18 protein-coding genes are annotated in these 20,284 nt (G+C 64.8%); 6 read left to right on the top strand and 12 right to left on the bottom strand.

All coding sequences use genetic code 11. The annotated features are described in order from the left end of the window. Nucleotide 1: 1 nt before the first annotated feature. On the bottom strand, nucleotides 2-907 hold the full coding sequence (locus NKI08_RS25585; protein ID WP_023675699.1) for a S1C family serine protease: 906 nt from the start codon (nucleotides 905-907) through the stop codon (nucleotides 2-4). Between the two features lie 248 nt (nucleotides 908-1,155). On the opposite strand from NKI08_RS25585, the gene yghU reads away from it, so the two are divergent. After that, the gene (gene yghU, locus NKI08_RS25590; RefSeq protein ID WP_352453698.1) at nucleotides 1,156-2,043 is read left to right on the top strand and encodes a glutathione-dependent disulfide-bond oxidoreductase; all 888 of its coding nucleotides are present in this window, start codon (nucleotides 1,156-1,158) and stop codon (nucleotides 2,041-2,043) included. Here the strand turns inward: yghU and NKI08_RS25595 are convergent. The 3 genes from NKI08_RS25595 to NKI08_RS25605 all read right to left on the bottom strand — a co-directional run bounded on the left by NKI08_RS25595 (nucleotide 2,040) and on the right by NKI08_RS25605 (nucleotide 4,740). Next, nucleotides 2,040-2,843 (bottom strand): hypothetical protein, encoded by an 804-nt coding sequence (locus NKI08_RS25595; protein WP_352773102.1) that lies wholly within the window; start codon nucleotides 2,841-2,843, stop codon nucleotides 2,040-2,042. The genes yghU and NKI08_RS25595 overlap by 4 nt on opposite strands. 325 nt (nucleotides 2,844-3,168) lie before the next feature. Beyond that, nucleotides 3,169-3,423 carry an exopolysaccharide production repressor protein gene (locus NKI08_RS25600; protein WP_352472098.1) on the bottom strand — a complete coding sequence of 85 codons (255 nt, stop codon included), beginning with the start codon at nucleotides 3,421-3,423 and terminating at the stop codon, nucleotides 3,169-3,171. Nucleotides 3,424-3,618: 195 nt separating this feature from the next. Then, on the bottom strand, nucleotides 3,619-4,740 hold the full coding sequence (locus NKI08_RS25605; protein WP_502895695.1) for a KamA family radical SAM protein: 1,122 nt from the start codon (nucleotides 4,738-4,740) through the stop codon (nucleotides 3,619-3,621). 491 nt (nucleotides 4,741-5,231) lie between these two features. On the opposite strand from NKI08_RS25605, the gene NKI08_RS25610 reads away from it, so the two are divergent. Further along, on the top strand, nucleotides 5,232-5,663 hold the full coding sequence (locus NKI08_RS25610) for an SAM-dependent methyltransferase (protein WP_352773105.1): 432 nt from the start codon (nucleotides 5,232-5,234) through the stop codon (nucleotides 5,661-5,663). Nucleotides 5,664-5,724: 61 nt separating this feature from the next. Here the strand turns inward: NKI08_RS25610 and NKI08_RS25615 are convergent, their stop codons facing one another. Beyond that, nucleotides 5,725-7,347, bottom strand: a complete 1,623-nt coding sequence (locus NKI08_RS25615; protein WP_352773108.1) for an ABC-F family ATP-binding cassette domain-containing protein — start codon at nucleotides 7,345-7,347, stop codon at nucleotides 5,725-5,727. A 161-nt stretch (nucleotides 7,348-7,508) separates the two neighbouring features. Further along, entirely contained in the window at nucleotides 7,509-8,060 is a 552-nt protein-coding gene (locus NKI08_RS25620; protein ID WP_352773111.1) for an isochorismatase family protein, read from the bottom strand. An 817-nt stretch (nucleotides 8,061-8,877) separates the two neighbouring features. On the opposite strand from NKI08_RS25620, the gene NKI08_RS25625 reads away from it, so the two are divergent. Further along, complete coding sequence (locus NKI08_RS25625) at nucleotides 8,878-9,303, top strand: GFA family protein (protein WP_352773114.1); 426 nt, start codon at nucleotides 8,878-8,880, stop codon at nucleotides 9,301-9,303. A gap of 77 nt (nucleotides 9,304-9,380) precedes the next feature. Here NKI08_RS25625 and NKI08_RS25630 read toward each other — a convergent pair whose 3' ends face one another. From NKI08_RS25630 to NKI08_RS25655, 6 genes are all read right to left on the bottom strand, one after another. Further along, nucleotides 9,381-10,151, bottom strand: a complete 771-nt coding sequence (locus NKI08_RS25630; RefSeq protein WP_352472106.1) for an exodeoxyribonuclease III — start codon at nucleotides 10,149-10,151, stop codon at nucleotides 9,381-9,383. 9 nt (nucleotides 10,152-10,160) lie between these two features. Next, nucleotides 10,161-10,805: an alpha/beta hydrolase family protein gene (locus NKI08_RS25635; protein WP_352541160.1), complete on the bottom strand. Its 645-nt coding sequence runs from the start codon at nucleotides 10,803-10,805 to the stop codon at nucleotides 10,161-10,163. 181 nt (nucleotides 10,806-10,986) lie between these two features. Next, nucleotides 10,987-12,081, bottom strand: a complete 1,095-nt coding sequence (locus tag NKI08_RS25640; RefSeq protein WP_352773118.1) for a tetratricopeptide repeat protein — start codon at nucleotides 12,079-12,081, stop codon at nucleotides 10,987-10,989. Next, complete coding sequence (ku, locus tag NKI08_RS25645; RefSeq protein WP_352773121.1) at nucleotides 12,078-12,992, bottom strand: non-homologous end joining protein Ku; 915 nt, start codon at nucleotides 12,990-12,992, stop codon at nucleotides 12,078-12,080. Before ku ends, NKI08_RS25640 begins: the two co-directional genes overlap by 4 nt. A 218-nt stretch (nucleotides 12,993-13,210) precedes the next feature. After that, nucleotides 13,211-15,709, bottom strand: a complete 2,499-nt coding sequence (gene ligD / locus NKI08_RS25650; RefSeq protein WP_352501210.1) for a DNA ligase D — start codon at nucleotides 15,707-15,709, stop codon at nucleotides 13,211-13,213. An 87-nt stretch (nucleotides 15,710-15,796) separates the two neighbouring features. Next, entirely contained in the window at nucleotides 15,797-16,021 is a 225-nt protein-coding gene (locus NKI08_RS25655; RefSeq protein ID WP_352472112.1) for a hypothetical protein, read from the bottom strand. Nucleotides 16,022-16,338: 317 nt separating this feature from the next. Here NKI08_RS25655 and NKI08_RS25660 point away from each other — a divergent pair, with 317 nt between their 5' ends. The 3 genes from NKI08_RS25660 (at nucleotide 16,339) to NKI08_RS25670 (ending at nucleotide 20,105) form a co-directional block, all read left to right on the top strand. Further along, the gene (locus NKI08_RS25660; RefSeq protein ID WP_352472200.1) at nucleotides 16,339-17,289 is read left to right on the top strand and encodes a substrate-binding domain-containing protein; all 951 of its coding nucleotides are present in this window, start codon (nucleotides 16,339-16,341) and stop codon (nucleotides 17,287-17,289) included. A 228-nt stretch (nucleotides 17,290-17,517) separates the two neighbouring features. Next, entirely contained in the window at nucleotides 17,518-19,092 is a 1,575-nt protein-coding gene (locus NKI08_RS25665) for a sugar ABC transporter ATP-binding protein (protein WP_352541163.1), read from the top strand. Beyond that, entirely contained in the window at nucleotides 19,089-20,105 is a 1,017-nt protein-coding gene (locus NKI08_RS25670; RefSeq protein ID WP_352685164.1) for an ABC transporter permease, read from the top strand. The genes NKI08_RS25665 and NKI08_RS25670 overlap by 4 nt, the downstream gene beginning before the upstream one ends. Nucleotides 20,106-20,284 lie beyond the last annotated feature (179 nt).

The following is a 20,284-nucleotide window of genomic DNA, read 5'->3' on the forward strand; positions in this document are numbered from 1 at the left end:
CTCACTGCAGCGGCGGCTTCCACAGCAGGCTGTTGCGATCGGCGGACTTGACGCGCAGCCAGGTTTCGCGGCCATCGCGCAGCACCCGGAGCGGGATCTCGGCACCCGCCGGGCCGCTCTTCCAAAGCTTGCGATAAAAATCGGCAAGCCCATCGACCGCCGTGTCGCGGACATCCGAGATGACATCGCCTTGGCGAAGGCCCGCCTGGGCGGCTGGACCGCCCTCGGCGACGCTCATCACCACGACCTTGCCGTCGCTCTCGGCCGAGAAGGCGCCGAGCCACGGCCGCGGCGGCCTGGCGACCTGCCCGCGCGTCAGCAGATCGTCGAGGATGGGCGGCAGAAGATCGATCGGCACCACCATGTTGATGTCGGCGACCTCGCCGTTGCGGCTCATCTGCAGGCGCAGTGAACCGATGCCGAGCAGCCTGCCATCCGCGCCGATGAGGCCGGCGCCGCCCCATGAGGGGTGAGCCGGCGCCGTGAAGATCGCCTCGTCGAGCAGATATTCCCAATAGCCGGCGAATTCCTGCTTGGTGACGATCCGCGCCCGCACGGAGCGGCCGACGCCGTCGGCGAGCACGACGGGATCGCCGATCTTGGCCCTGGACGCATCGCCGAGCGCAATGGCGGGCAGCCCGAGCGGCGCCAGCGCCTGCACCAGGCCGAAGCCCGACTCCTGGTCGTAGGCGAGCGCATGGGCGGGAACCACGCGCCCGTCCTGGTCGGCCAGCCAGACCTCCTCGGCCTCGGTGATGAGATAGCCGATGGTGAGTACCAGCCCGTCGCCGCGGATGACCACGCCACTGCCCTCGCGGCGGGTGCCAAGTGTATTTGCCGTGAAGGCGTCCTCTGGCACGGTGGCGCGGACGGCCACGATGGATCGCAAAAGGGGTTCGATATTCATGCTTTGGTTCCTGGCAATGTTCGCAGCTGATATGGGCTATAGGTATGGCGCAGGTGATCAGGCGCAAGAGGTGGCGCCGGCTTTGGCGTGGACCGGCGCCGCGCCGTTCGCGCCGGGGTTTTGCAACAGCGCCGGCAGCCCTATCTGTACCTACGGCTATCCCAAGCTGCCCTATGCAAAGTTCCTCCGCCATTGCCCACGTTGATATCTGATATCCTCCCAACCCAACCCTTCCAAAGGCCTCCCAAATGAACGACTACGCAACGGACCAATACACGCCGCCAAAAGTCTGGACCTGGAACAAGGCAAATGGCGGCGCTTTCGCCAGCATCAACCGGCCGATCGCGGGCCCGACGCACGACAAGAAACTGCCGGTCGGCAAGCATCCGCTGCAGCTTTATTCGCTGGCGACACCGAACGGCGTCAAGGTGACGATCATGCTGGAGGAACTTCTGGCGCTCGGCCACAGCGGCGCCGAATACGACGCCTGGCTTATCAGGATCAACGACGGCGACCAGTTCGGCAGCGGCTTCGTCGAGGTCAACCCCAACTCGAAGATCCCGGCCATGATGGATCGCAGTGGGAAAAAGCCGGTCCGCATCTTCGAATCCGGCTCGATCCTGCTCTACCTCGCCGAAAAATTCGGCGAATTCCTGCCGACGGAGCAGCCGGCTCGCGCCGAGACGCTGTCATGGCTGTTCTGGCAGATGGGCTCGGCGCCCTATCTCGGTGGCGGCTTCGGCCATTTCTACGCCTATGCGCCGACGAAGATCGAATATGCCATCGACCGCTTCGCCATGGAAACCAAGCGGCAGATGGACGTGCTCGACCGACGCCTCGCCGAAAGCGAGTATTTAGGCGGCAGCGACTATACGATTGCCGACATTGCGGTGTGGCCCTGGTATGGCGGGCTGGCCAAGGGCCGTATGTATGACGATTCCGGCGAGTTCCTGCAGGTGGAGCAGTACAAGAACGTGCAGCGCTGGGCCGACGCCATCGACGCGCGGCCGGCGGTCAAGCGCGGCCGCATGGTCAACCGCACCTTCGGCGAGCCTTCGATGCAGCTGCACGAGCGCCATGACGCCAGCGATTTCGAGACCAAGACGCAAGACAAGCTCGCGGCGGCCAAAAGCTAAGCGGACGACGCGCCGATCTCCCGCCTTGTAGGGGAGATCGGCAGCTTCGGCCGACTGCTCAAGCTCGCCTTCACCGCCGCCATCCACAGCCGGTCGATGTTGGCCAGGAATTTCTCGTCGAGCTTTTCGAGGTGCTTCCAGTACATGCCGTCCTCGAAGAAATAGCCGAGTTCCTTCTCGATCCTGTCGGCCTCCTCCGCCTGATCGAGCCGCAGGCCGGCAAGCATCTCGGCCTTCATTTCCGAAAGCCGCGAGGAAGAAAGCGCGCCGACTTCATCGAGCGTCAGCCGCGGGAAGACCAGCCGGCTGCGCGGCAGGTCGGATAGGTTGACGCACAGGCAGCCGCGCCGAAGCGCATGGATGAGCAGGCGGGCCGACTTCGCCTCGAGGTTGCGCAGGGTGACGTCGTTGCGCAGCGGATCGGCGCGGCCGACGCCGTAAAAATGCGTGTTGCCGGGCTGGTCGTAAATCATGTCGCAGCCAAGGAATGCCAGCACGTCCGGCTTCTGACTGTGGATCGTCCAGTAGGCCGCCGTCATCGACATGGTGCCCCCGGCATAGACGAAGCCGCCAAAGCTGTTTTGCGCCGGCACGTAATGCGAGGCGCTGAAGATCTGCGCCTGCTGCAGGGGACCGCCTTGCGGCATCCGCTCCGCCGGGAAATCGCCGGCATGGACCAGGAAATCCCAGTCGGGCCGCACGCGCCAGGCGTTGTTGATGGCGACGATCTTGCCGAAGGCCTGCTTGGGCCAGGCGGCGCAACGCACGACATCGGGGGCGCTGCCGATCAGCAAGATCACGTTTGGCGTTCCGTCGATCACCACAACCCTCTCGACCGGCCGAAATGCATCTCGATGCCGCCCGGGTGAACGGCTTTATAGCCTCAACCGCCCATCGAAAACACCAGCCGGATTTAGGCTGCATCAACGAAAGGGAGCTTGCCAGCCGGTTGTAAAATGTGGCCTTAGGCACAGTCGTACAAGCAGCAGGCAGGTTTTCCCGCTAGCCCAAAAACGACGATATGAGTTGGGCGATATATATTAGTTGGCTAAACTAGCGGAACGTCCAACGCACATTCCCAGAACCGAACATGTCCTGTCTAGACCATGATATCTATATGGGACATTACTGCATAAGCTGAATGCGACCTCGACGGTTCGGCGGCACAGCCCTCAGACGCCGCGGCTTTGCCGCCGCGCCTTTCGCCCCGGATCCGTAGATCAACCGGACGACGAACAGGAAATATCCAACCTGCATGACGATCAAGGTCAAGATCGTCCAGGCCAGCGTCTTCCAGATTGAACCCGTCGCAAAGTAAGTCGAGATCGCCACGATGGACGATGTGGTGGTCAGCCCCACCAGGAACTGTGGAAAGTTCATGACTTTTCTGCGCCGCCCCGAAACTCGCAACAGCCGGGACGAACTCCCCTAACCCATTACCCCGGGCCAACGTTTTCACTATTTTAGCAATTGCGCAAGCACCAAATAGAACAGCAGTTAACGCATGCTTCCGTGATCAAGGGCTGCATGTCAGGTCACCAAGGTGGGCTGGCTTGGACAGCGGCTGCGCGTCCCCTACTCCCCAGCAACCTCCCTATACGCCCTCACCGCCCCATCAAGCCCACGTATTCGCCACGTCTCCCCTTCGCGCGCCTCGAGATAGGACGGGCCGAGCGGGACTTTCCCTCCGCCGTCCGGCAGGTCCAGCACATAGACGGGATTGCAGATGCCCGACAGGCGCGCACGCAAGGCGCTGACCAGCGCCTGGCCCTCGGCGATCGTGGTGCGCCGGTGCGCCATGCCGCGCACGAGATCGCCGTGGTGCAGGTAGTAGGGTTTGACGCCAAGGCGATACATCAGCTCGCGGCACAGTTCTTCCAGCACCTCGACCGTATCGTTCACGCCTTTCAGCAGAACGCTCTGGTTCAGCAGCACGAAGCCGCCCTGCCGCAACGTGCGGCAGGCCCGCTCGGTCGCCTCCGTGATTTCGCGTGGGTGGTTGAAATGGGTGACGACAGTGACCATCAGCCGGCCCTGCAAGGCTTGAATCAACCCGCCGGTGACGCGCGACGGCAGCGCGACGGGTACGCGAGTGTGGATGCGCAACAGCCGCACATGCTGGATCGCCTCGACACGGGCGCGGATTTCCGCCAGCGCCCTGTCCGGCAGCGACAGCGGGTCGCCGCCGGTCAGGATCACCTCGCGGATTTCCGGATGGGCCGCGATATAGGCGAAGGCCGGCTCCAGCGCCTCGCGCGAAAAACCCCGGCCGATCGAGGTCAGCTGCTCCTTGCGAAAGCAGAACCGGCAATAGACCGCGCATTGATAGGTCGGGAACAACAGAACCCGGTCGGCATGTCGATGCGTCAATCTAGGCACGGGACTGAAGGCGTGGTCGGCGATCGGATCGTCGAGTTCGCCCTCCTGCTCTGCCAGTTCGGCGGGCGACGGGATGACCTGAAGCCGTATCGGATCGGCGGGGTCGTTCCAGTCGATCAGGTCGAGATAGGCCTTGGGAATGCGAACCTTGTGGCGCGTGGCCGCGGCTTTGGCCGCCGCCCGCTCGGCTGGCGACAGCGGCAGCGAATCCAGATCACCCACCTGCCGCACGCCCTCGCGAACATCGTCCCGCCATGCGGCATCCGCCTCGCGAGCGCGCCGGTCATCGGCTGCCACGCCGGCCGCATCGACCGCCATGCTGGCGTCGGGGATGTCGGGATGTGAGGTCATCGCAGGCTCCTTGAATTTCGGGCCGGGGTACAGCATTGAAGCCAGGACTTGAAGGCAATAAGCGGTGTTTGGCCGGATTGGAGGGCGCGGCAGGAAGCCACAACCGGCCATGATCAGAACAATCGTCCAACATCGCTGACGCAAAACATTAGCTTGCTCTTATATTAGCTTGAGCGTATACACATAAACGGCCGGTGATCTACCCCCCAACCGGTTAGGCTCGGCGCCAGTTCCCTCCCTACCCCTCAGGTCAACGACGCCGGGCCGCTCGGGCCCGCCCGGTCGCCCGCGGTCGAGACCGGATCGTCGGCCTCTTCGATGTCGATCATGCCCCCTGCTCAAGCAGCACCCAGCTGAACATGCCAGCTGAACACATCGGCGATGCCCGCGTCTCTCGGCCTTCCCGTCGCCGGCCGCGGTCGCTAATCTCGGATTGTGAAAAAGCTGGAGAACAGCGTATGGCGAACGACTTGTCGCCAAGGCTTTTGGAGATCGTCAATGCGCTGCCTTTGCGGCAGGGCATGCGAGTGCTGGAGATCGGCTGCGGACCGGGTGCTGCAGCGCGCGAGATCGCGCGCCGGATCGGCGGCGGGCACGTGCTGGCGATCGACCGCTCAGCCAAGGCCATCGCGCAGGCCGGGGCCGCCTTGCGCGCCGAGATTGCGGCAGGCCGGCTGAGCCTTCGCCAGATCGCCATCGAGGATTTCGAGTTGGAGGCCGATGAGAAGCACTTCGACATTGCCGTTGCGGTGCGCGTCGGCGCGCTGGACGGGCGTCATCCCGAAGCAGGAAAAATTGCCCTGCGACGGCTCAAGGCGGCGTTGACCGCGCAAGGCCGGCTGTTCATCGACGGCGGCGATCCGCTGCGCGAAATTGCGATACATGGCTGAGCACCTCGTGCTTGGCCCCCGGAATCGAGCGTCTACGTGACCGTGCGCGGCAGAGCCGGCCTCAGCTCCGCAACCCCGGCGCCTCCTGCCCGGTGCGCTCGACATATTCGGTATAGCCGCCGCCATAGGTGTGGATGCCCTCGGGCGTCAGTTCCAGCACCCGGTTCGACAGCGCCGCCAGGAAATGGCGGTCGTGCGAGACGAACAGCATGGTTCCCTCGTACTGCGACAGTGCCGTGATCAGCATCTCCTTGGTGGCGATGTCGAGGTGGTTGGTCGGCTCGTCCAGCACCAGCAAATTGGGCGGATCGAACAACATCAGCGCCATCACCAGCCGCGCCTTCTCGCCGCCCGACAGCACGCGGCATTTCTTCTCGATCTCGTCGCCGGAAAAGCCGAAGCAGCCGGCCAGCGCCCTGAGCGGTGCTTGGCCGGCCTGCGGAAACGCATCTTCCAGCGTCTGGAACACGGTGCGCTCGCCCTCCAGCACTTCCATGGCGTGCTGGGCGAAATAGCCCATCTTGACGCTGGGCCCGCGCGCCACCGTGCCATTGTCCGGCTCGGAAGCGCCAGCGACCAGCTTCAGCAGCGTCGACTTGCCGGCGCCGTTGACGCCCATGATGCACCAGCGCTCGCGGCGGCGCACCTGAAAATCCAATCCCTCGTAGATCGAGCGGCTGCCATAGCCCTTGTGCACGTTCTTCAGCGTCACCACGTCCTCGCCGCAGCGCGGCGCCGGCTGGAAGTCGAACGATACCTTCTGGCGGCGCTTGGGCGGCTCGACCCGGTCGATCTTGTCCAGCTTCTTCACCCGGCTCTGTACCTGGGCGGCATGCGAGGCACGCGCCTTGAAGCGCTCGATGAAGGCGGTCTCCTTGGCCAGCATCGCCTGCTGGCGCTCGAACTGCGCCTGCTGCTGCCTGTCGGCAATCGCCCGCTGCTGCTGGTAGAATTCGTAGTTGCCGGAGTAAGCGGTCAGCGAACCGCCGTCGATCTCGACCACCTTGTTGACGATGCGGTTCATGAACTCGCGGTCGTGCGAGGTCATCAGCAGCGCGCCGTCATAGTTCTTCAGGAACTGCTCCAGCCAGATCAGGCTTTCCAGGTCGAGATGATTGCTCGGCTCGTCGAGCAGCATGGCGTCGGGCCGCATCAAAAGGATCCTGGCCAGTGCCACGCGCATTTTCCAGCCGCCGGACAGCTTGCCGACGTCGCCGTCCATCATCTCCTGGCTGAAGCCGAGGCCGTCCAGCACCTCGCGCGCCCGGCCATCCAGCGCGTAGCCGTCGAGCTCCTCGAAGCGGTGCTGCGCCTCGCCGTAGCGGGCGATGATCTCGTCCATCTGGTCGGCCTGGTCAGGGTCGCCCATGGCGTGCTCGAGCTCGCGCATCTCGGCCGCCACTTCGCTGACCGGTCCGGCGCCGTCCATCACTTCGGCCACCGCACTGCGGCCTTCCATGTCGCCGACATCCTGGCTGAAATAGCCGATGGTGACGCCGCGATCGACCGAGACCTGGCCTTCGTCGGGCTGCTCCTCGCCGTTGATCATGCGAAACAGCGTCGTCTTGCCGGCGCCGTTAGGCCCGACCAGCCCGACCTTCTCGCCCTTCTGCAACGCGGCGGAGGCTTCGATGAAGACGATCTGCCTGCCATTCTGCTTGCTGATGCTTTCGAGACGAATCATGGTTTTCCGGGGAAGGCCAAAGGAGAGTTCCTGCGCCAATACGCGATAGACCGCGCCGGCGGAAGCCCGCAGTAGTGAGGCGCCCCGCGCCAAATTGTCTGAACCCGCCAGTCGCTTCCCGGCTGGATCAGGCTTTGACGGCGTAGGGATGAGCCGGCGGATCAGCTATCGGTCAGGGCTTTTGTCGTCGCCAGCTTGACCCCGGCGGCGGCAAATGCCGCATTGTGCCGGGCGATGATCTCCGCGGCGGTCTCGCTGGCCGCGTCGAGCGTGCTGTGGGCGTCGGAAACCACGGTGACGCCCAGGCCCGCTGCAAAGGCGCCCTTCACCGTGGCCGCCACGCAGAAATCGGTCTGCGCGCCGATCAGAACGACCTCGCCGGCGCCCTGGCCGGCCACCCATTCTGCAAGGGCGGCATTGCTGAACGCATCGCCGACACACTTGGCGAAGGTCGGCTCGTCCGCGGCCTGGCCGAGCGCCGGCCACACCGGCCAGCCCGGCTCACCCGGCGCCAGAGGATCGCCCTGCGGCCCGTCATGCCTGATGAAGGCGACTTTGCGCCCGCTGCGCCGTGCCCATTCGATCAGCGCGCGGGTGCGGGCAACGATGCCGTCGGCATCATGGATCGGCGGTTCGGCAACACCGTCGAACATGCCGGTCTGAAGGTCAATCACGATGAGCGGCACGGTGGCCGCGGGGCTGGTCTCTGACATGGCCGCGAACATAGCGTTGGTGGTAGGCGGGTCAAGTATACGCGCCGAAGCCGACGCTGGAGCTGCTGATCTCCCCCTCGTGGGGCAGGGCTATCGCAGGTGGAAAGCCGAGGCTTTCGCTCTACGATGGACCCCCACCCCTAACCCCTCCCCACAAGGGGGAGGGAGACTTCCGTTGGCGCTGACCTCGGCAAATTGCCTGCCTTTCGGCGCCAAAGGGGAAGTAAGGGCGCGCGGCAGCATTCCCTCCCCCTTGTGGGGAGGGTTAGGGTGGGGGTCCATCTTCGCAAGAATCCAAATGCGATTGCCCAGCGCAACAGTGGGGGTGTCCAAGCCCCGGCGACGAAATTGGATATCCCGCAATCAATCCGGCGCGCCGGCGAAAAGCACCATCCTATCGCGCCGCCAGCCGGCCAGTCCCTGATGCTGCGGTCGTAGCCGCCGGTCGGCACCGTGCCGCCCGCGGCAAAGGCAACCGCATAGATCGGGCCGGACTGGCTGTCGAACATGGCGAGCTGGTTGCCGGTCTGCCGGCGGTGAAACTGAGGCCGTCCGGCACCTCGCGAGCACGCCTCGCCCAGCGCCAGATATGCCTCGATGAAGCAAGCCGTGCCGATTACGATCATGAGGGCTGCAAGCAGCCTGTCAGCAAACCTGTTCATCTGTCCGCTCTGCAATGATGGCGCTCGGCGCCTGGCTTGTCGGTGATGGCTCGAAGTCTACCCCAGCCCGTAGGCAGCTGCCGCAGGCATCGCGGCGTTGCCGGAGGCCAGTCGTGCGCTAGATCGCTCGCCGAGGATCTCGCTCGAGGCCAGCAATGGACGATTGGAAGCTACCTTGGGACGGCGGTTGCCTGTGCACCGGAATACGCTTTCGCATCAGCGCCCCGCCCTTGCTGACGATGGCGTGTCACTGCACCGGCTGCCAGAAGCTGAGCGCCAGCGCGTATTCCCTGACCATCGCCGTGCCCAGCGACGGTTTCGCCATAACGCAAGGCGAGCCGGTGGTCGGCGGCCTGCACGGCCCGCACCGGCAGCTCTATTGCCCGCACTGCAAGAACTGGATGTTCACGCGTCCGCATGGACTGGACTTTTTCGTCAACGTTCGTGCGACCATGCTGGACGAACATCATTGGTATGTGCCTTTCGTCGAAGTCTTCACGTCGGAAAAGCTGCCCTGGGCTTCGACCGCCGCTAGCCACAGTTTCGCAACGCAGCCCGACCTTGAGGGTACGCACCTCTGATCGAGGCGTTCGCCCGCGAAGCGGCGCGGCCAACTTGACTGGTTGCCGCCCGGAAAGGCGGCGCCAGCCTCCGTGCCTCACTTCAACTCCACCCAGACCGGCGCATGATCGCTGGCGCCGGTCTCGCCGCGCACGTCGCGGTCGATGCCCGCCGCTACCAGCCGGCGCGACAGCTTCTTGCTGAGCAAGATATGGTCGAGGCGCAGGCCGGCATCGCGCGGCCAGCGGTTGCGGCGATAGTCCCAGAATGTGTAGAGCGTCTCGTTCGGGTGCTTCTTGCGCAGCGCGTCAAGCCAGCCCTGGTCGAGCAGCCGCTGGAACGATGCGCGGCTTTCCGGCTGGACCAGCGCGTTGTCGTCATAGGAGCGGGTCGGGTAGATGTCGCGCGGCTCGGGCACGATGTTGTAGTCGCCGGCCAGCACCACCGGCAGTCCGGTGTCGAGCAACTGCGCCGCATGCGCCTCCAGCCTTTCGTGCCAGTTGAGCTTGTACTGGAATTTCGGGCCGGGCTGCGGATTGCCGTTCGGCGCGTAGAGGCAGGCGACGACGATGCCGTTGACCGCCGCTTCGATGTAGCGCGCCTGCTGGTCGCTATCGTCGCCGGGCAGCGCCTCGCGGGTCAGAACGGGTTCTGCGCCACGCGAAAGGATGGCGACGCCGTTCCAGGTCGGCTGCCCGACCCAAACCGCGCCGTAGCCGGCCGCCGCCAGCGCAGTGCGCGGAAACTGCGTCTGTCTCGCCTTGAGCTCCTGCAGGCAGGCGATGTCGGGTTTGGCGGCAGCCAGCCATGCGAGCAGGTTCGGCAGCCGGCTGTTGATGTTGTTGACGTTGAAGGTGGCGATCTTCATCGGCCTGCTTCAGCGCACGATGCGTTCGGTCCACGCCTTCACCGCATCAGCGAGCGTCTTCAGATGATCGGCGGTGGAGAAGCCGGAGATGTTTTTGCGCGGCTTCAGATCATGGTCGCCGTCTTCCAGCCAGAAGATCTCGATTGCGTCGGACAGAGCATAGGTCGCGACCTCGTCTTTGGTCCCGAACTCGTCGCGCGTGCCCTGGAAGATCAATGTCGGCGTCTTGAGATCGGCGAGGTGTTTTGTCCGAAGCTGCGTCGGTTTGTCAGGCGGATGGAAGGGATAGCCGAGACAAAGCAGCCCTGAAATCTCGCCCTTCGAAAACATCTCGTCGGCGATCATCGAAGCGACGCGTCCGCCCATCGACTTGCCGCCGATGATCAGCGGACCCTTCACGCCCTTCGCCCGGAGGTCGGCGATCGCCTTGACGTATTCCGGGTTAACCGTCTCGGCGCGCGGCGGCGGCTTGCGGTGGCCGTAGCGGCGAGCCGCCATGTAGTGGAATTCGAAGCGCGCGACGCGGAAGCCGGCTGCGGCCAGCGCCTTGGCGGTGGCGGTCATCGAGGGCGAGTCCATAGGAGCGCCTGCGCCATGGGCGAGCAGGATGATGATGGCGGCGGTGTCGGGGCCGTCGAAGAGGAAGGTTGTCATGGGGACTCCAACGCTGGTGACCCCTTCTCCCCTTGTGGGAGAAGGTGACCGAGCGAAGCTCGGTCGGATGAGGGGTGTTCCAGGGAACGCCGACGCCTCATTTCTTCCAACACCCCTCAACCGTCTCGGCGCTGCGCGCCGATCCACCTTCTCCCACAAGGGGAGAAGGAGGCGCTACCACCTATCCCGCCGACATCCGCGCCAGCTGCAAATCCACGAACTGTATCCCCTTGCCCGCCGTGCGCGCCCATTCGGAATTGGCGTCGAGCTCGAGGTAGCGCACCCAGCGACGCCGCGCCTCGGCGAGATTGCCGGCGTCGAACTCCAGCCTGGCAAGGTTGAACACCGCGTCGGCATAATTGGGATCGAGTGCGATCGCCTTCAGCAAATGGCGGCGCGCCGAGGCTACCCGCCCCTCTTCGCTCATCAGCCCGGCGAGATTGAACCAGGCCTCGACGAAGCCGGGATCGAGCTTTATGGCGCGGGCATAGTCGTGCGCCGCCTCGGCCGCGTGGCCGGCGGCGCGCAGGCAGTTGGCGCGGTTGAAGGCGGCGATGGCATCGCTTGGGTCGATGGCCAGGCAGCGCTGGTAGAGCGCCGCCGCCTGCTCGTGGTCTTCAGCCCCTTCCGCCGCCTCGGCATCGGCGAACAGCTCTTCCAGCGTGTCGTCATCCTGCGTTCCCAGATCGAACAGCAGCTGGCCGTCGAGTTCGCTCTGGCCTCCCTCGAGATAGATCGCGTCGGCCCGCCCGTGCTGCGAGCCGACGGCGAGCGACTTGGCGGTGAGCGAGGCGACCGGGCCCGAGCGGTGCACCGAGCGCGCAATCGCCCCCCACGAGGCGCCGCCGGCAACCAGCCCGGCATATTTGCGGGCGAGGATCAGGTCGCGAAAGGAATACGGTTCGCAATCATGCTCGAAGGCATCGAACAGCGACAAAAGGTCGAGATCCTCGCCGGTCAGCCGCGACTGGTCGATCAGCGACTGCCGCGACAGCGCCGAAGCCTCCGGCGCTTTCATCAGGCCGAGCAGGCGCAGGAAGCCGTTCTCGCTGACCAGCTTGCGCCCGGCCGCGCGCTCCGCAGCAGCGCGACGCTCGATCTCGCCATCGCCGGCTTTGGCGAGCAACTTGCGGCCCAACACGACATGTGTGGTGCGCCGAGTGACGCCGCGCCGCAACTGGCCGTACTGGCGCTCGACCTCGCGCGCCGCCAGCCTGAGCGGAAAGGCCGCCAGCGCGCCGACGATGCCGAAGACCGTGCCGGCGAGAGCCGTCACGCCTTGCTCTTGCCGACGGCTTTGAGAAGGTTCGCCTTGAGCGGGTTTTCCTTGACCGCGGCGGCGCTGGCCTTGGCGGATTTCGCCGCGGGCTTGGCCGTTTCATCGGCCTTGCTCTTCGACTTGGCCGGCGGCTTGGCCGATTGCGACAGGCTCGCCTTCAGCGCATCCATGAGATTGATGACATTGCCGCGCTCGGGGGCCGCCGCGATGATCGGCTTATGGCCCTTCAGCTTCTCGCGGATCATCGCCATCAGCGCGATCTCGTAGCGGTCCTCGTAATTCTTCGGATCGAAGGTGGTTTCCTTTTGCTTGATCAGCGCCTCGGCCAATTGCAGCATTTCGGGATCGGGGTTTCCGGCCGGGATATTGCCGAAATACTCAGCCGTGCCACGCACTTCGTTCGGATTCCTCAAGGTGCAGACGAACATGCCGTTCTCGCGCGCGCCGATCGTCACCACGCGCTCGCGGCTGGACAGCACCAGGCGGGCGATCGCCAGCTTGCCGGATTTGCGCATCGCTTCGCGCAACACGGCAAAGGTCTCCTCGGCCATTGCGCCGTCCGGCGCCAGGTAATAGGGCGCGTCCTGATAGATGACGTCGACCGAATGCTCGTCGACAAAAGCCTCGATGTTCATCGTATGGTTGGATTCGATGCGCACCGCATCGAGATCGGAGTCCTCGATGATGATGTACTGCTTGTCCTCGTATTCGTAGCCCTTGACCAGGTCCGAACGCTCGACCAGCCCGAGCTCGGGGTCGACCGGCTTCATGTTGATGCGGTTGTGCGTCTTCTTGTGCAGCTGGTTGAAGCTGATGCGCTCGCTGGCGCTCGTCGCCGGATAGAGCCGGACCGGACAGCTGACCAGACTGAGCTTGAGGTAACCTTTCCAACTTGCCCTGGGCGCCATGAAATACTCCTACGCGGCCTTGTGCTGTCGAACTGTTCGCAGCGTTCATTCGTCCGGAGGACGAATGCGGCTGCCGAAATCCTACATTGCCCTTACAATACCGGCAAATCCCTAGCGAAATCTTCCTCCGCCGGAGCCCCTGCAGGTAAGAGGTCCGTGGCGAAGAATAATTCAAATTTTCCGGAGCGTCGATGGAGTCTGGGGCCGCGCCCGCGGGACTATCTCGCAGTGCCCATCACCGGCAAATCCCGGGCGAAATCTTCCATGTCGGCCCAAGGGTCGCCTGACGTCGCCAGCAGGCCCGGCAGTGACGAATAATTCAGATCCTGCGGGGCATCGATGGTCGCCAGGTCGCTCCAGCTCACCGGTGTCGAGGCCGGCAAATTGGTGCGGGCGCGCAGCGAATAGGGAGCCGCCGAGGTGTGGCCGCGCGCATTGCGGTGATAATCGATGAAGATGCGCCGCTTGCGGTTATCCTTGCCCATGGTGGTGGTGAAAGTGTCGGGCGCGGTGGCGGCAAGATGCGTCGAGATGGCGCTGGTCGCCTGGTGCAATTTCTTCCAGTTCTGCTTTTGCGTCACCGGCACTGATATGTGGATGCCGTGGCCGCCGGACGTCTTGGCGAACGGCACCAGCCCTAGCGCTTCCAGCTCGCCCTTAATGTGCACCGCCGCCTCAACCACCTCGCGCCAGGCGATCCCCTCGCCCGGGTCGAGGTCGAAAACGACCAGGTCCGGCTTGTCGAGCCGCGTGCGATGGGTGCCCCAGGTGTGGAACTCGACGACACCGAACTGCGCCAGCGCCAGATAGCCCTTGGCGTCTTCCACCGAGAGATAGGATTTGGTCTCGCCCTCCGAATTGGTCGCTTCGAAAGTCGCCACGGATGACGGCATGCCGGTGAAGGCGTGGCGCTGGAAGAAACAGTCCTGCGGCCTGCCGGTCGGGCAGCGCACCAGCGACACCGGCCGGCCGAGAATGTGCGGCAGCATGAAATCGCCGACCAGCGCATAATAGACGGCAATGTCGAGCTTGGTCGGGCCGGTCTTGCCGAACAGCCGCCGCGTCGGGTTGGTCACCCAGATGGTGGCGAGGTCGGCCTCGGCGATCAGCCGCTTGCGCTTGGCCGAAACCGGCGTCGACAGGCCGACGTCGCGCAGGCCGCGGAACACCGCATGGCGCAGCGCATTGTCGGTGGTCCGGTTGGCGTAGTGGATATGCGCCGAAAGCAGCGGCCGCACCCATTTCATCTCGCGCATGATTTCGCGCGGAACGCCTTCTGGCGCGGATGCACCCGCCCTTAGCGGCTCCAGCCTGGCCAGCAATTCGCCGGCGGTTCCCGCATCGAAGCCGGTGCCGACCTTGCCGCGATAGTGCAGCTCGCCGTCCTCGAATTCGCCGAGGCCAAGTGCAGCCAGCCCCTCGGCCGCGTCGGAAACTGTGTAGCCGGCGATGACGAAGTCGCCGGTCTGAAGCGCCTTGGTCTTGGTCCAGGTCTTGGTACGGCCGCTCTGGTAGATTGCCGTGGCGCGCTTGGAGACGACACCCTCGAGCCCCATCTCGGACGCCTGGTCATAAAGTGCCTGGCCGTCTCCTTCGACATGATCGCTGAGCTGGATGGCCGAATTGGCGCCGAGACCGGACAGCAATTGCGAAAGCAGCGCCTTGCGCCGGCGGAGCGGCGCTTGTCTCAGGTCCCAGCCGTCGAGATACAGAAGATCGAAGGCGTAGAAGTGGAGCTTGTTGCCGGCGCCTTCGGCCAGCGCATTCTGCAAAAGGGCAAAGCGGCTGATGCCCTTGGCGTCGAGCGCGACGACCTCGCCGTCGATGATCGCCTCGCGGCACGGCAGCCTGGCGAAGGCAAGGGGCAGGTCGCCATAGCGCTTCGTCCAGTCGAGGCCGGCGCGGGTGATCAGCCTGACTGCGCCGTTAGCGAGATGCGCCATGGTGCGGTAGCCATCGAATTTGATCTCGTGCAGCCAGACTTCGCCCGTTCGGGCCGCTGGGTCATCGCCGCCCGGCGGTTTCGAAACCTGCGTCGCCAGTTGCGGCTCGATGCGGGTGGGCAGCGGCGCCTTGACGGCGCCCGGCAAAGCACCTGGCTTCAGCACCACCGGCCTGGCAGGCTTGGCGGCCGGCTTCGGCGTTGCCGCCAGTTCCTCGATGCGGCGTCCGGATTTGACGCTTTCCGGCCGGGCTTCCAGTATGTCGAGCTTGGCGTCGGCGGCGAGATCGCGCTCCTTGAACAGCAGCCAGTTCTTCTTGCCCGCATCCTCGCCGGGCTTCGGTTTCAGCCGCGTCAGCATCCAGCCGCCATTCAGCTTTTCGCCGGCGAGGCGGAACTTGAAGGAACCGGTGCGCAGGCTCTTCTCGACATCGTCCATCGGCGCCCAGACGCCGGTGTCCCAGACGATCATCGGCCCGCCGCCATATTCGCCTTCGGGAATGACACCTTCGAAGTCGATATACTCGAGCGGATGGTCCTCGGTCTCGACCGCCAGCCGTTTGTCGGCGGGGTTGAGCGACGGGCCGCGCGGCACCGCCCAGCTCTTCAGCACGTCGCCGACCTGCAGGCGAAGGTCGTAGTGGTCGGCGGTGGCGTGGTGCTTGTGAACGACGAAGCGGTTACCTTCCCCGGCAACCAGCCCGCCGGCGGGTTCCGGCGTCCTCGTGAACTCGCGCTTGGCGCGATAGGCCTTGAGCTTTGGCGGGGCGGTCACGGCCACATGCTCTTGCGCAAAAACAACGGCTTGATGCGCATGTCTTGAATCATTTTGTCAGCATGCGGCAGGTCGGCGTCATGCCGCTCAATCGTCGGTGGCCGGCGTCAATTCGAGCTCGGCCGGCGACAGGCCCTGCTGCAGCTGGCTGAGCCGGAATTCGTCGACCCAATAGGCCTCGCCGTTGACCAGCACCCGCGCGCTGTAGCTGCCGGCCGAAAAACGCTGCGCGGTGATGTACACCTTGTGGCGGTCGAGCGCGTTCCGCACCGCGGCGCGCTTGGATTTCTGACTGGCGACGGAACTGGCCATGCTGGTTACTCACGCACAAGCCGCAAGGCGGCGTGCCTTAAGGATGGCCGAGAGCGTGTCGGCTGTCAATTTGGCGGTCGCTGCGAGCCGCGCGCGGTAGCGCGTTCTTGCGCAAAGCTCCGGCCTTGGCTAGCATCCGCCGGCAGGCACCGAGCGGAGGAGAACGTCGCGGTGGACCGGCTGGAGCGCCGTTGCGTCCCTTCAAACACGAGTTGGGCGCTCGAAGGACACTCCATTTTTGAATCGACGCAAGGAACCTTCCGGAAAACCCATTCCGGTTTCGGGGTCGTGCGCTCATCTGGGAGGAGACTAAATTGATCAACAGACGTGAATTCCTGCTGTCGACCGCGGCGATGGGCGCTTTGGCGCTGGCCGCTCCGCAACTGGCTTTTGCCCAGGACAAGCTGACCATCCTGGGTTCGGTGCCGAGCCTCGGCTTTCCGTTCTTCGTGCACATGCTGAACCAGATCAAGGCGGAAGCCCAGGCGCAGGGCGTCAACCTGGTCGAAAGCGACGGCCAGAATTCGGCGCCCAAGCAGACCGCCGATATCGAAGCGGCGCTCGTGCAGAAGGTCAACGCCATCGTCATCTCGCCGCTCGACGTCAATGCGCTGGCCCCAGCCATCGAGGAAGCGGTCAAGGCCGGCGTTCCCGTCGTCACCATCGACCGCCGTGTCGAAGGCGTCGAGGGCATCCTTGCCCATGTCGGCGCCGACAACGTCAAGGGCGGCGAGGCCGAAGCGAAGGCCATGGTGGCGGCATTCCCGAACGGCGCCAAGATCTTCCATCTGCAGGGCCAGCCCGGTGCCGGCCCGGCGATCGACCGCAACAAGGGTGTGCACAACGTCCTCGATCCGATGAAGGACAAGTACCAGATCATCTTCGAGCAGACCGCCAACTTCGCCCGCGCCGAGGCGCTGTCCGTCACCGAGGCCGGCCTTGCCGCCAACGGCAAGCCCGACGCGATCATCTGCGCCAATGACGACATGGCGCTTGGCGCGGTTGAAGCCTGCGCGGCGCGCAACTTCACCGACGTCAAGATCTACGGCTTCGACGCGCTTCCCGAAGCGCTGGTCGCCGTGCGCGACGGCAAGCTGGCCGGAACGGTCGAGCAATTCCCCGGCGAACAATCGCGCACTGCGGTGCAGATCGCGGTCGCTTACGCCAGGGACAAGACCGAGCCGAAGGAAAAGCTGGTGCTTTTGACGCCGATCGTCATCGGCAAGGACAATCTCGACAAGGCGGAGAGGCTGGGCGAGACGAAGTAAGGTTGCACAAAGGGCGCGCAGCGGCAAAAGTAGCATTCTGTCGCGCCCCCCCTCTGCCCTGCCGGGCATCTCCCCCCACTTGGGGGGAAATCGGGAGCTTCGCCGATGGCACCTTTTCTGCAACGCAGGAAGATTGGCGAAAGACATCCAATCTCCCCCTCGTGGGGAGATGTCCGGTAGGACAGAGGGGGCGCTGTCCCGCCATCAATCGCAAATTGGGAGCAACCTTTGCCCGCAGCCGAAGCCGCAGCGCCTTCACCCTCTCCCGCCCTGCTCACCGTCGAGGGCGTGACCAAGCGCTTTGCCGGCGTCACCGCGCTGAACGACGTATCGCTTGAAGTCCGCCCCGGCGAGATCCTCGGCCTGCTCGGCGAGAACGGCGCCGGCAAGTCGACACTGCTCAAGATACTCTCCGGCGTGATGCCGCCGTCCAGCGGCCGCATCGTCTTCGACGGCGTCGAATTCAGCCCGCACAATCCGCAGGATGCCAAGCGCCACGGCATCGTAACAATCTACCAGGAACTGAGCCTGATCCCGACGCTGACGGTAGCGGAGAACATCTTCATCGGTCGCGCGCCGCTCGGCCGGTTCGGGCTGGTCAGCTGGCGAAAGATGGTGGAAGACTCACGCGCGATCATCGCTCGCGTCGGCCTCGACCTCGACCCGGCGACGCCGGTGTCGGCGCTGTCGGTGGCCGAGCAGCAGCTGGTCGAGATCGCCCGCGCGCTGTCGCTGAAGAGCCGCTTGATTATCATGGACGAGCCGACCTCGGCGCTGACCGAAACCGAAGTGCACAGGCTGATGTCGATCATGGACCGGCTGCGCAAGGATGGCGTCGCCATCATGTTCGTCACCCACCGGCTGGAGGAGGCCTCGGCGATCTGCGATCGCATGACGGTGCTGCGCGACGGCAGGCTGGCCGGCCATCTCGACCGCGAAGGCGGGCCGATCAAACTGCCGAAGATCATCGAGAAGATGGTCGGCCGCGCCGCTTCCGAGCTCTATGCCAGGCCGACGCAGCGCGACGTCGCCGGCGACGTCCGGCTCTCGGTGCGCGGCCTGCGCACGGTGCGCGATCCGCAGGCGCCGCACGCCATCGTGCTCGAAGGCGTCGATCTCGACCTCAAGGCGGGCGAAATCCTCGGCGTCGCCGGGCTCGTCGGCTCCGGCCGCACCGAGCTCGCCCGCGCCATCTTCGGCGCCGACCGCATTGCAGCCGGCACCATCAGGCTCGACGGCAAGCCGATCGCGCCCGCCTCACCCGCCGACGCCATCGAACTCGGCATCGGGCTGGTTCCGGAAGACCGCAAGCACCAGGCAATCTTCGCAGCACTCGCCATCCTCACCAATTTCTCGATCGCCGCGCTCGACCGCTACTCCAGTGTCGGCTTCATGGCCGAGCGGCGCGAACGCGAGGCGCTGGCGAACTACAGGAAGATGCTGTCGATCCGCATGGCTTCGCCCGAGCAGGCGATCGAGGGCCTGTCCGGCGGCAACCAGCAGAAGGTGATCCTCGCCCGCTGGCTGGCGCGCGATCCCAAGGTGCTGATCGTCGATGAACCGACGCGCGGCGTCGATGTCGGCGCCAAGGCGGAAGTGCACCAGATCCTGGTGGAGCTCGCCGCGCGCGGCATCGCCATCATGATGATCTCGTCCGAGCTGCCCGAAGTGCTTGCGGTGTCGGACAGGATCGTCACCATGCGGCGCGGGCGCATTACCGGCGAGATGCCCGGCGTCGAGGCGACCGAGGAGAAACTGATGGAACTGATGGCGCTCGACCAGAAGCAGGAAGCAACGCAATGACCAGCACGACCGAACGGAGCCAGCGCGGCGGCGTCAATATTGCGCGCCTGCTGATGAGCTTCGGCCCGCTGATGTTCCTGGGGTTGCTGATCGTCGTCTTCACCGTGCTGAAGCCGAGCTTCATCGACCCGATCAACCTGTTCAACATCATGCGCCAGATCTCGATCACCGGCTTGATCGCGCTCGGCATGACCTTCGTCATCCTCACCGCCGGCATCGACCTGTCGGTCGGCTCGCTGCTCGCCTTCTGCGGCATGGTCGCGGCGGTGGTGGCCAAGGGCGGCACCGCCAACACGCTGTCGCTGTCGACGTCGGGCACGCAGGGCTATGGCTGGTTCGCCGCCCTTCTCGCCGCCGTCGTCGTCGGCGCCGTAGCCGGCGGCGTCCAGGGCTTTGCCATCACCAGGCTGAAAGTGCCGCCCTTCGTCGTCACGCTTGGCGGCCTCACCGTGTTTCGCGGCCTGACCTTGACGATTTCCAATGGCGGCCCGATCTCCGGCTTCGACGCCTCGATGCGCTGGTTCGGTACCGGCCTGATCGGCCCGGTTCCGGTGCCGGCGATCATCTTCGCGATTGCCGCGATCCTTTGCCATATCGTGCTGCGCTACACACGTTACGGCCGCGCGGTCTATGCCGTCGGCGGCAATGCCGAGGCGGCACGACTCTCCGGCCTGCGTGTCGACCGCATCCTGATCTCGGTCTACATCATCGTCGGCTTCTTCGCCGGCCTTGCCGCCTTCGTTTTGTCGGCGCGGCTCAACTCCTCCGAAGCCGTCGCCGGCATCGGCTACGAGCTGACGGTGATCTCGGCTGTCGTCATCGGCGGCACCTCGTTGTTCGGCGGCATCGGCAGCGTCGGCGGCACGGTGGTCGGTGCAGGACTGATCGGCGTCTTGCAGAACGGGCTGCAGTTCAACAACGTCTCGTCCTACACGCAAAGCATCGTCATCGGCCTGATCCTCATCCTCGCCGTGGCCTTCGACCGCTGGCTGAAATCGCGGGTAAGGCGGTGATACAGGTGCCATGCCTATCCAGGTCGGCGGGCCAGCACCCCCCTCTGTCCTGCCGGACATCTCCCCCTCAAGGGGGTGTTTGGACCGGAGACATCGCGAACAGGTGTGCGAGGACATCGCGAACAGTGCTCCATGCTATCTCTCGACGAGGTTGAGGTCGATGGTTTGGATTTTCTGAT

Origin of the sequence: Mesorhizobium sp. M0768 (assembly GCF_040320195.1) — a bacterium.
Taxonomy (GTDB): domain Bacteria; phylum Pseudomonadota; class Alphaproteobacteria; order Rhizobiales; family Rhizobiaceae; genus Mesorhizobium.

What these genes read in the sequence shown, in the direction of transcription:
- NKI08_RS25615 (WP_352773108.1), bottom strand. Translation starts at nt 7,347, where the DNA reads ATGATTCGTCTCGAAAGCATCAGCAAGCAGAATGGCAGGCAGATCGTC.
- ku (WP_352773121.1), bottom strand. Translation starts at nt 12,992, where the DNA reads ATGGCGCCCAGGGCAAGTTGGAAAGGTTACCTCAAGCTCAGTCTGGTC.
- NKI08_RS25620 (WP_352773111.1), bottom strand. Translation starts at nt 8,060, where the DNA reads ATGTCAGAGACCAGCCCCGCGGCCACCGTGCCGCTCATCGTGATTGAC.
- NKI08_RS25670 (WP_352685164.1), top strand. Translation starts at nt 19,089, where the DNA reads ATGACCAGCACGACCGAACGGAGCCAGCGCGGCGGCGTCAATATTGCG.
- NKI08_RS25635 (WP_352541160.1), bottom strand. Translation starts at nt 10,805, where the DNA reads ATGACAACCTTCCTCTTCGACGGCCCCGACACCGCCGCCATCATCATC.
- NKI08_RS25585 (WP_023675699.1), bottom strand. Translation starts at nt 907, where the DNA reads ATGAATATCGAACCCCTTTTGCGATCCATCGTGGCCGTCCGCGCCACC.
- NKI08_RS25605 (WP_502895695.1), bottom strand. Translation starts at nt 4,740, where the DNA reads ATGGCGGTCGATGCGGCCGGCGTGGCAGCCGATGACCGGCGCGCTCGC.
- NKI08_RS25610 (WP_352773105.1), top strand. Translation starts at nt 5,232, where the DNA reads ATGGCGAACGACTTGTCGCCAAGGCTTTTGGAGATCGTCAATGCGCTG.
- NKI08_RS25655 (WP_352472112.1), bottom strand. Translation starts at nt 16,021, where the DNA reads ATGGCCAGTTCCGTCGCCAGTCAGAAATCCAAGCGCGCCGCGGTGCGG.
- NKI08_RS25600 (WP_352472098.1), bottom strand. Translation starts at nt 3,423, where the DNA reads ATGAACTTTCCACAGTTCCTGGTGGGGCTGACCACCACATCGTCCATC.
- NKI08_RS25625 (WP_352773114.1), top strand. Translation starts at nt 8,878, where the DNA reads ATGGACGATTGGAAGCTACCTTGGGACGGCGGTTGCCTGTGCACCGGA.
- yghU (WP_352453698.1), top strand. Translation starts at nt 1,156, where the DNA reads ATGAACGACTACGCAACGGACCAATACACGCCGCCAAAAGTCTGGACC.
- NKI08_RS25630 (WP_352472106.1), bottom strand. Translation starts at nt 10,151, where the DNA reads ATGAAGATCGCCACCTTCAACGTCAACAACATCAACAGCCGGCTGCCG.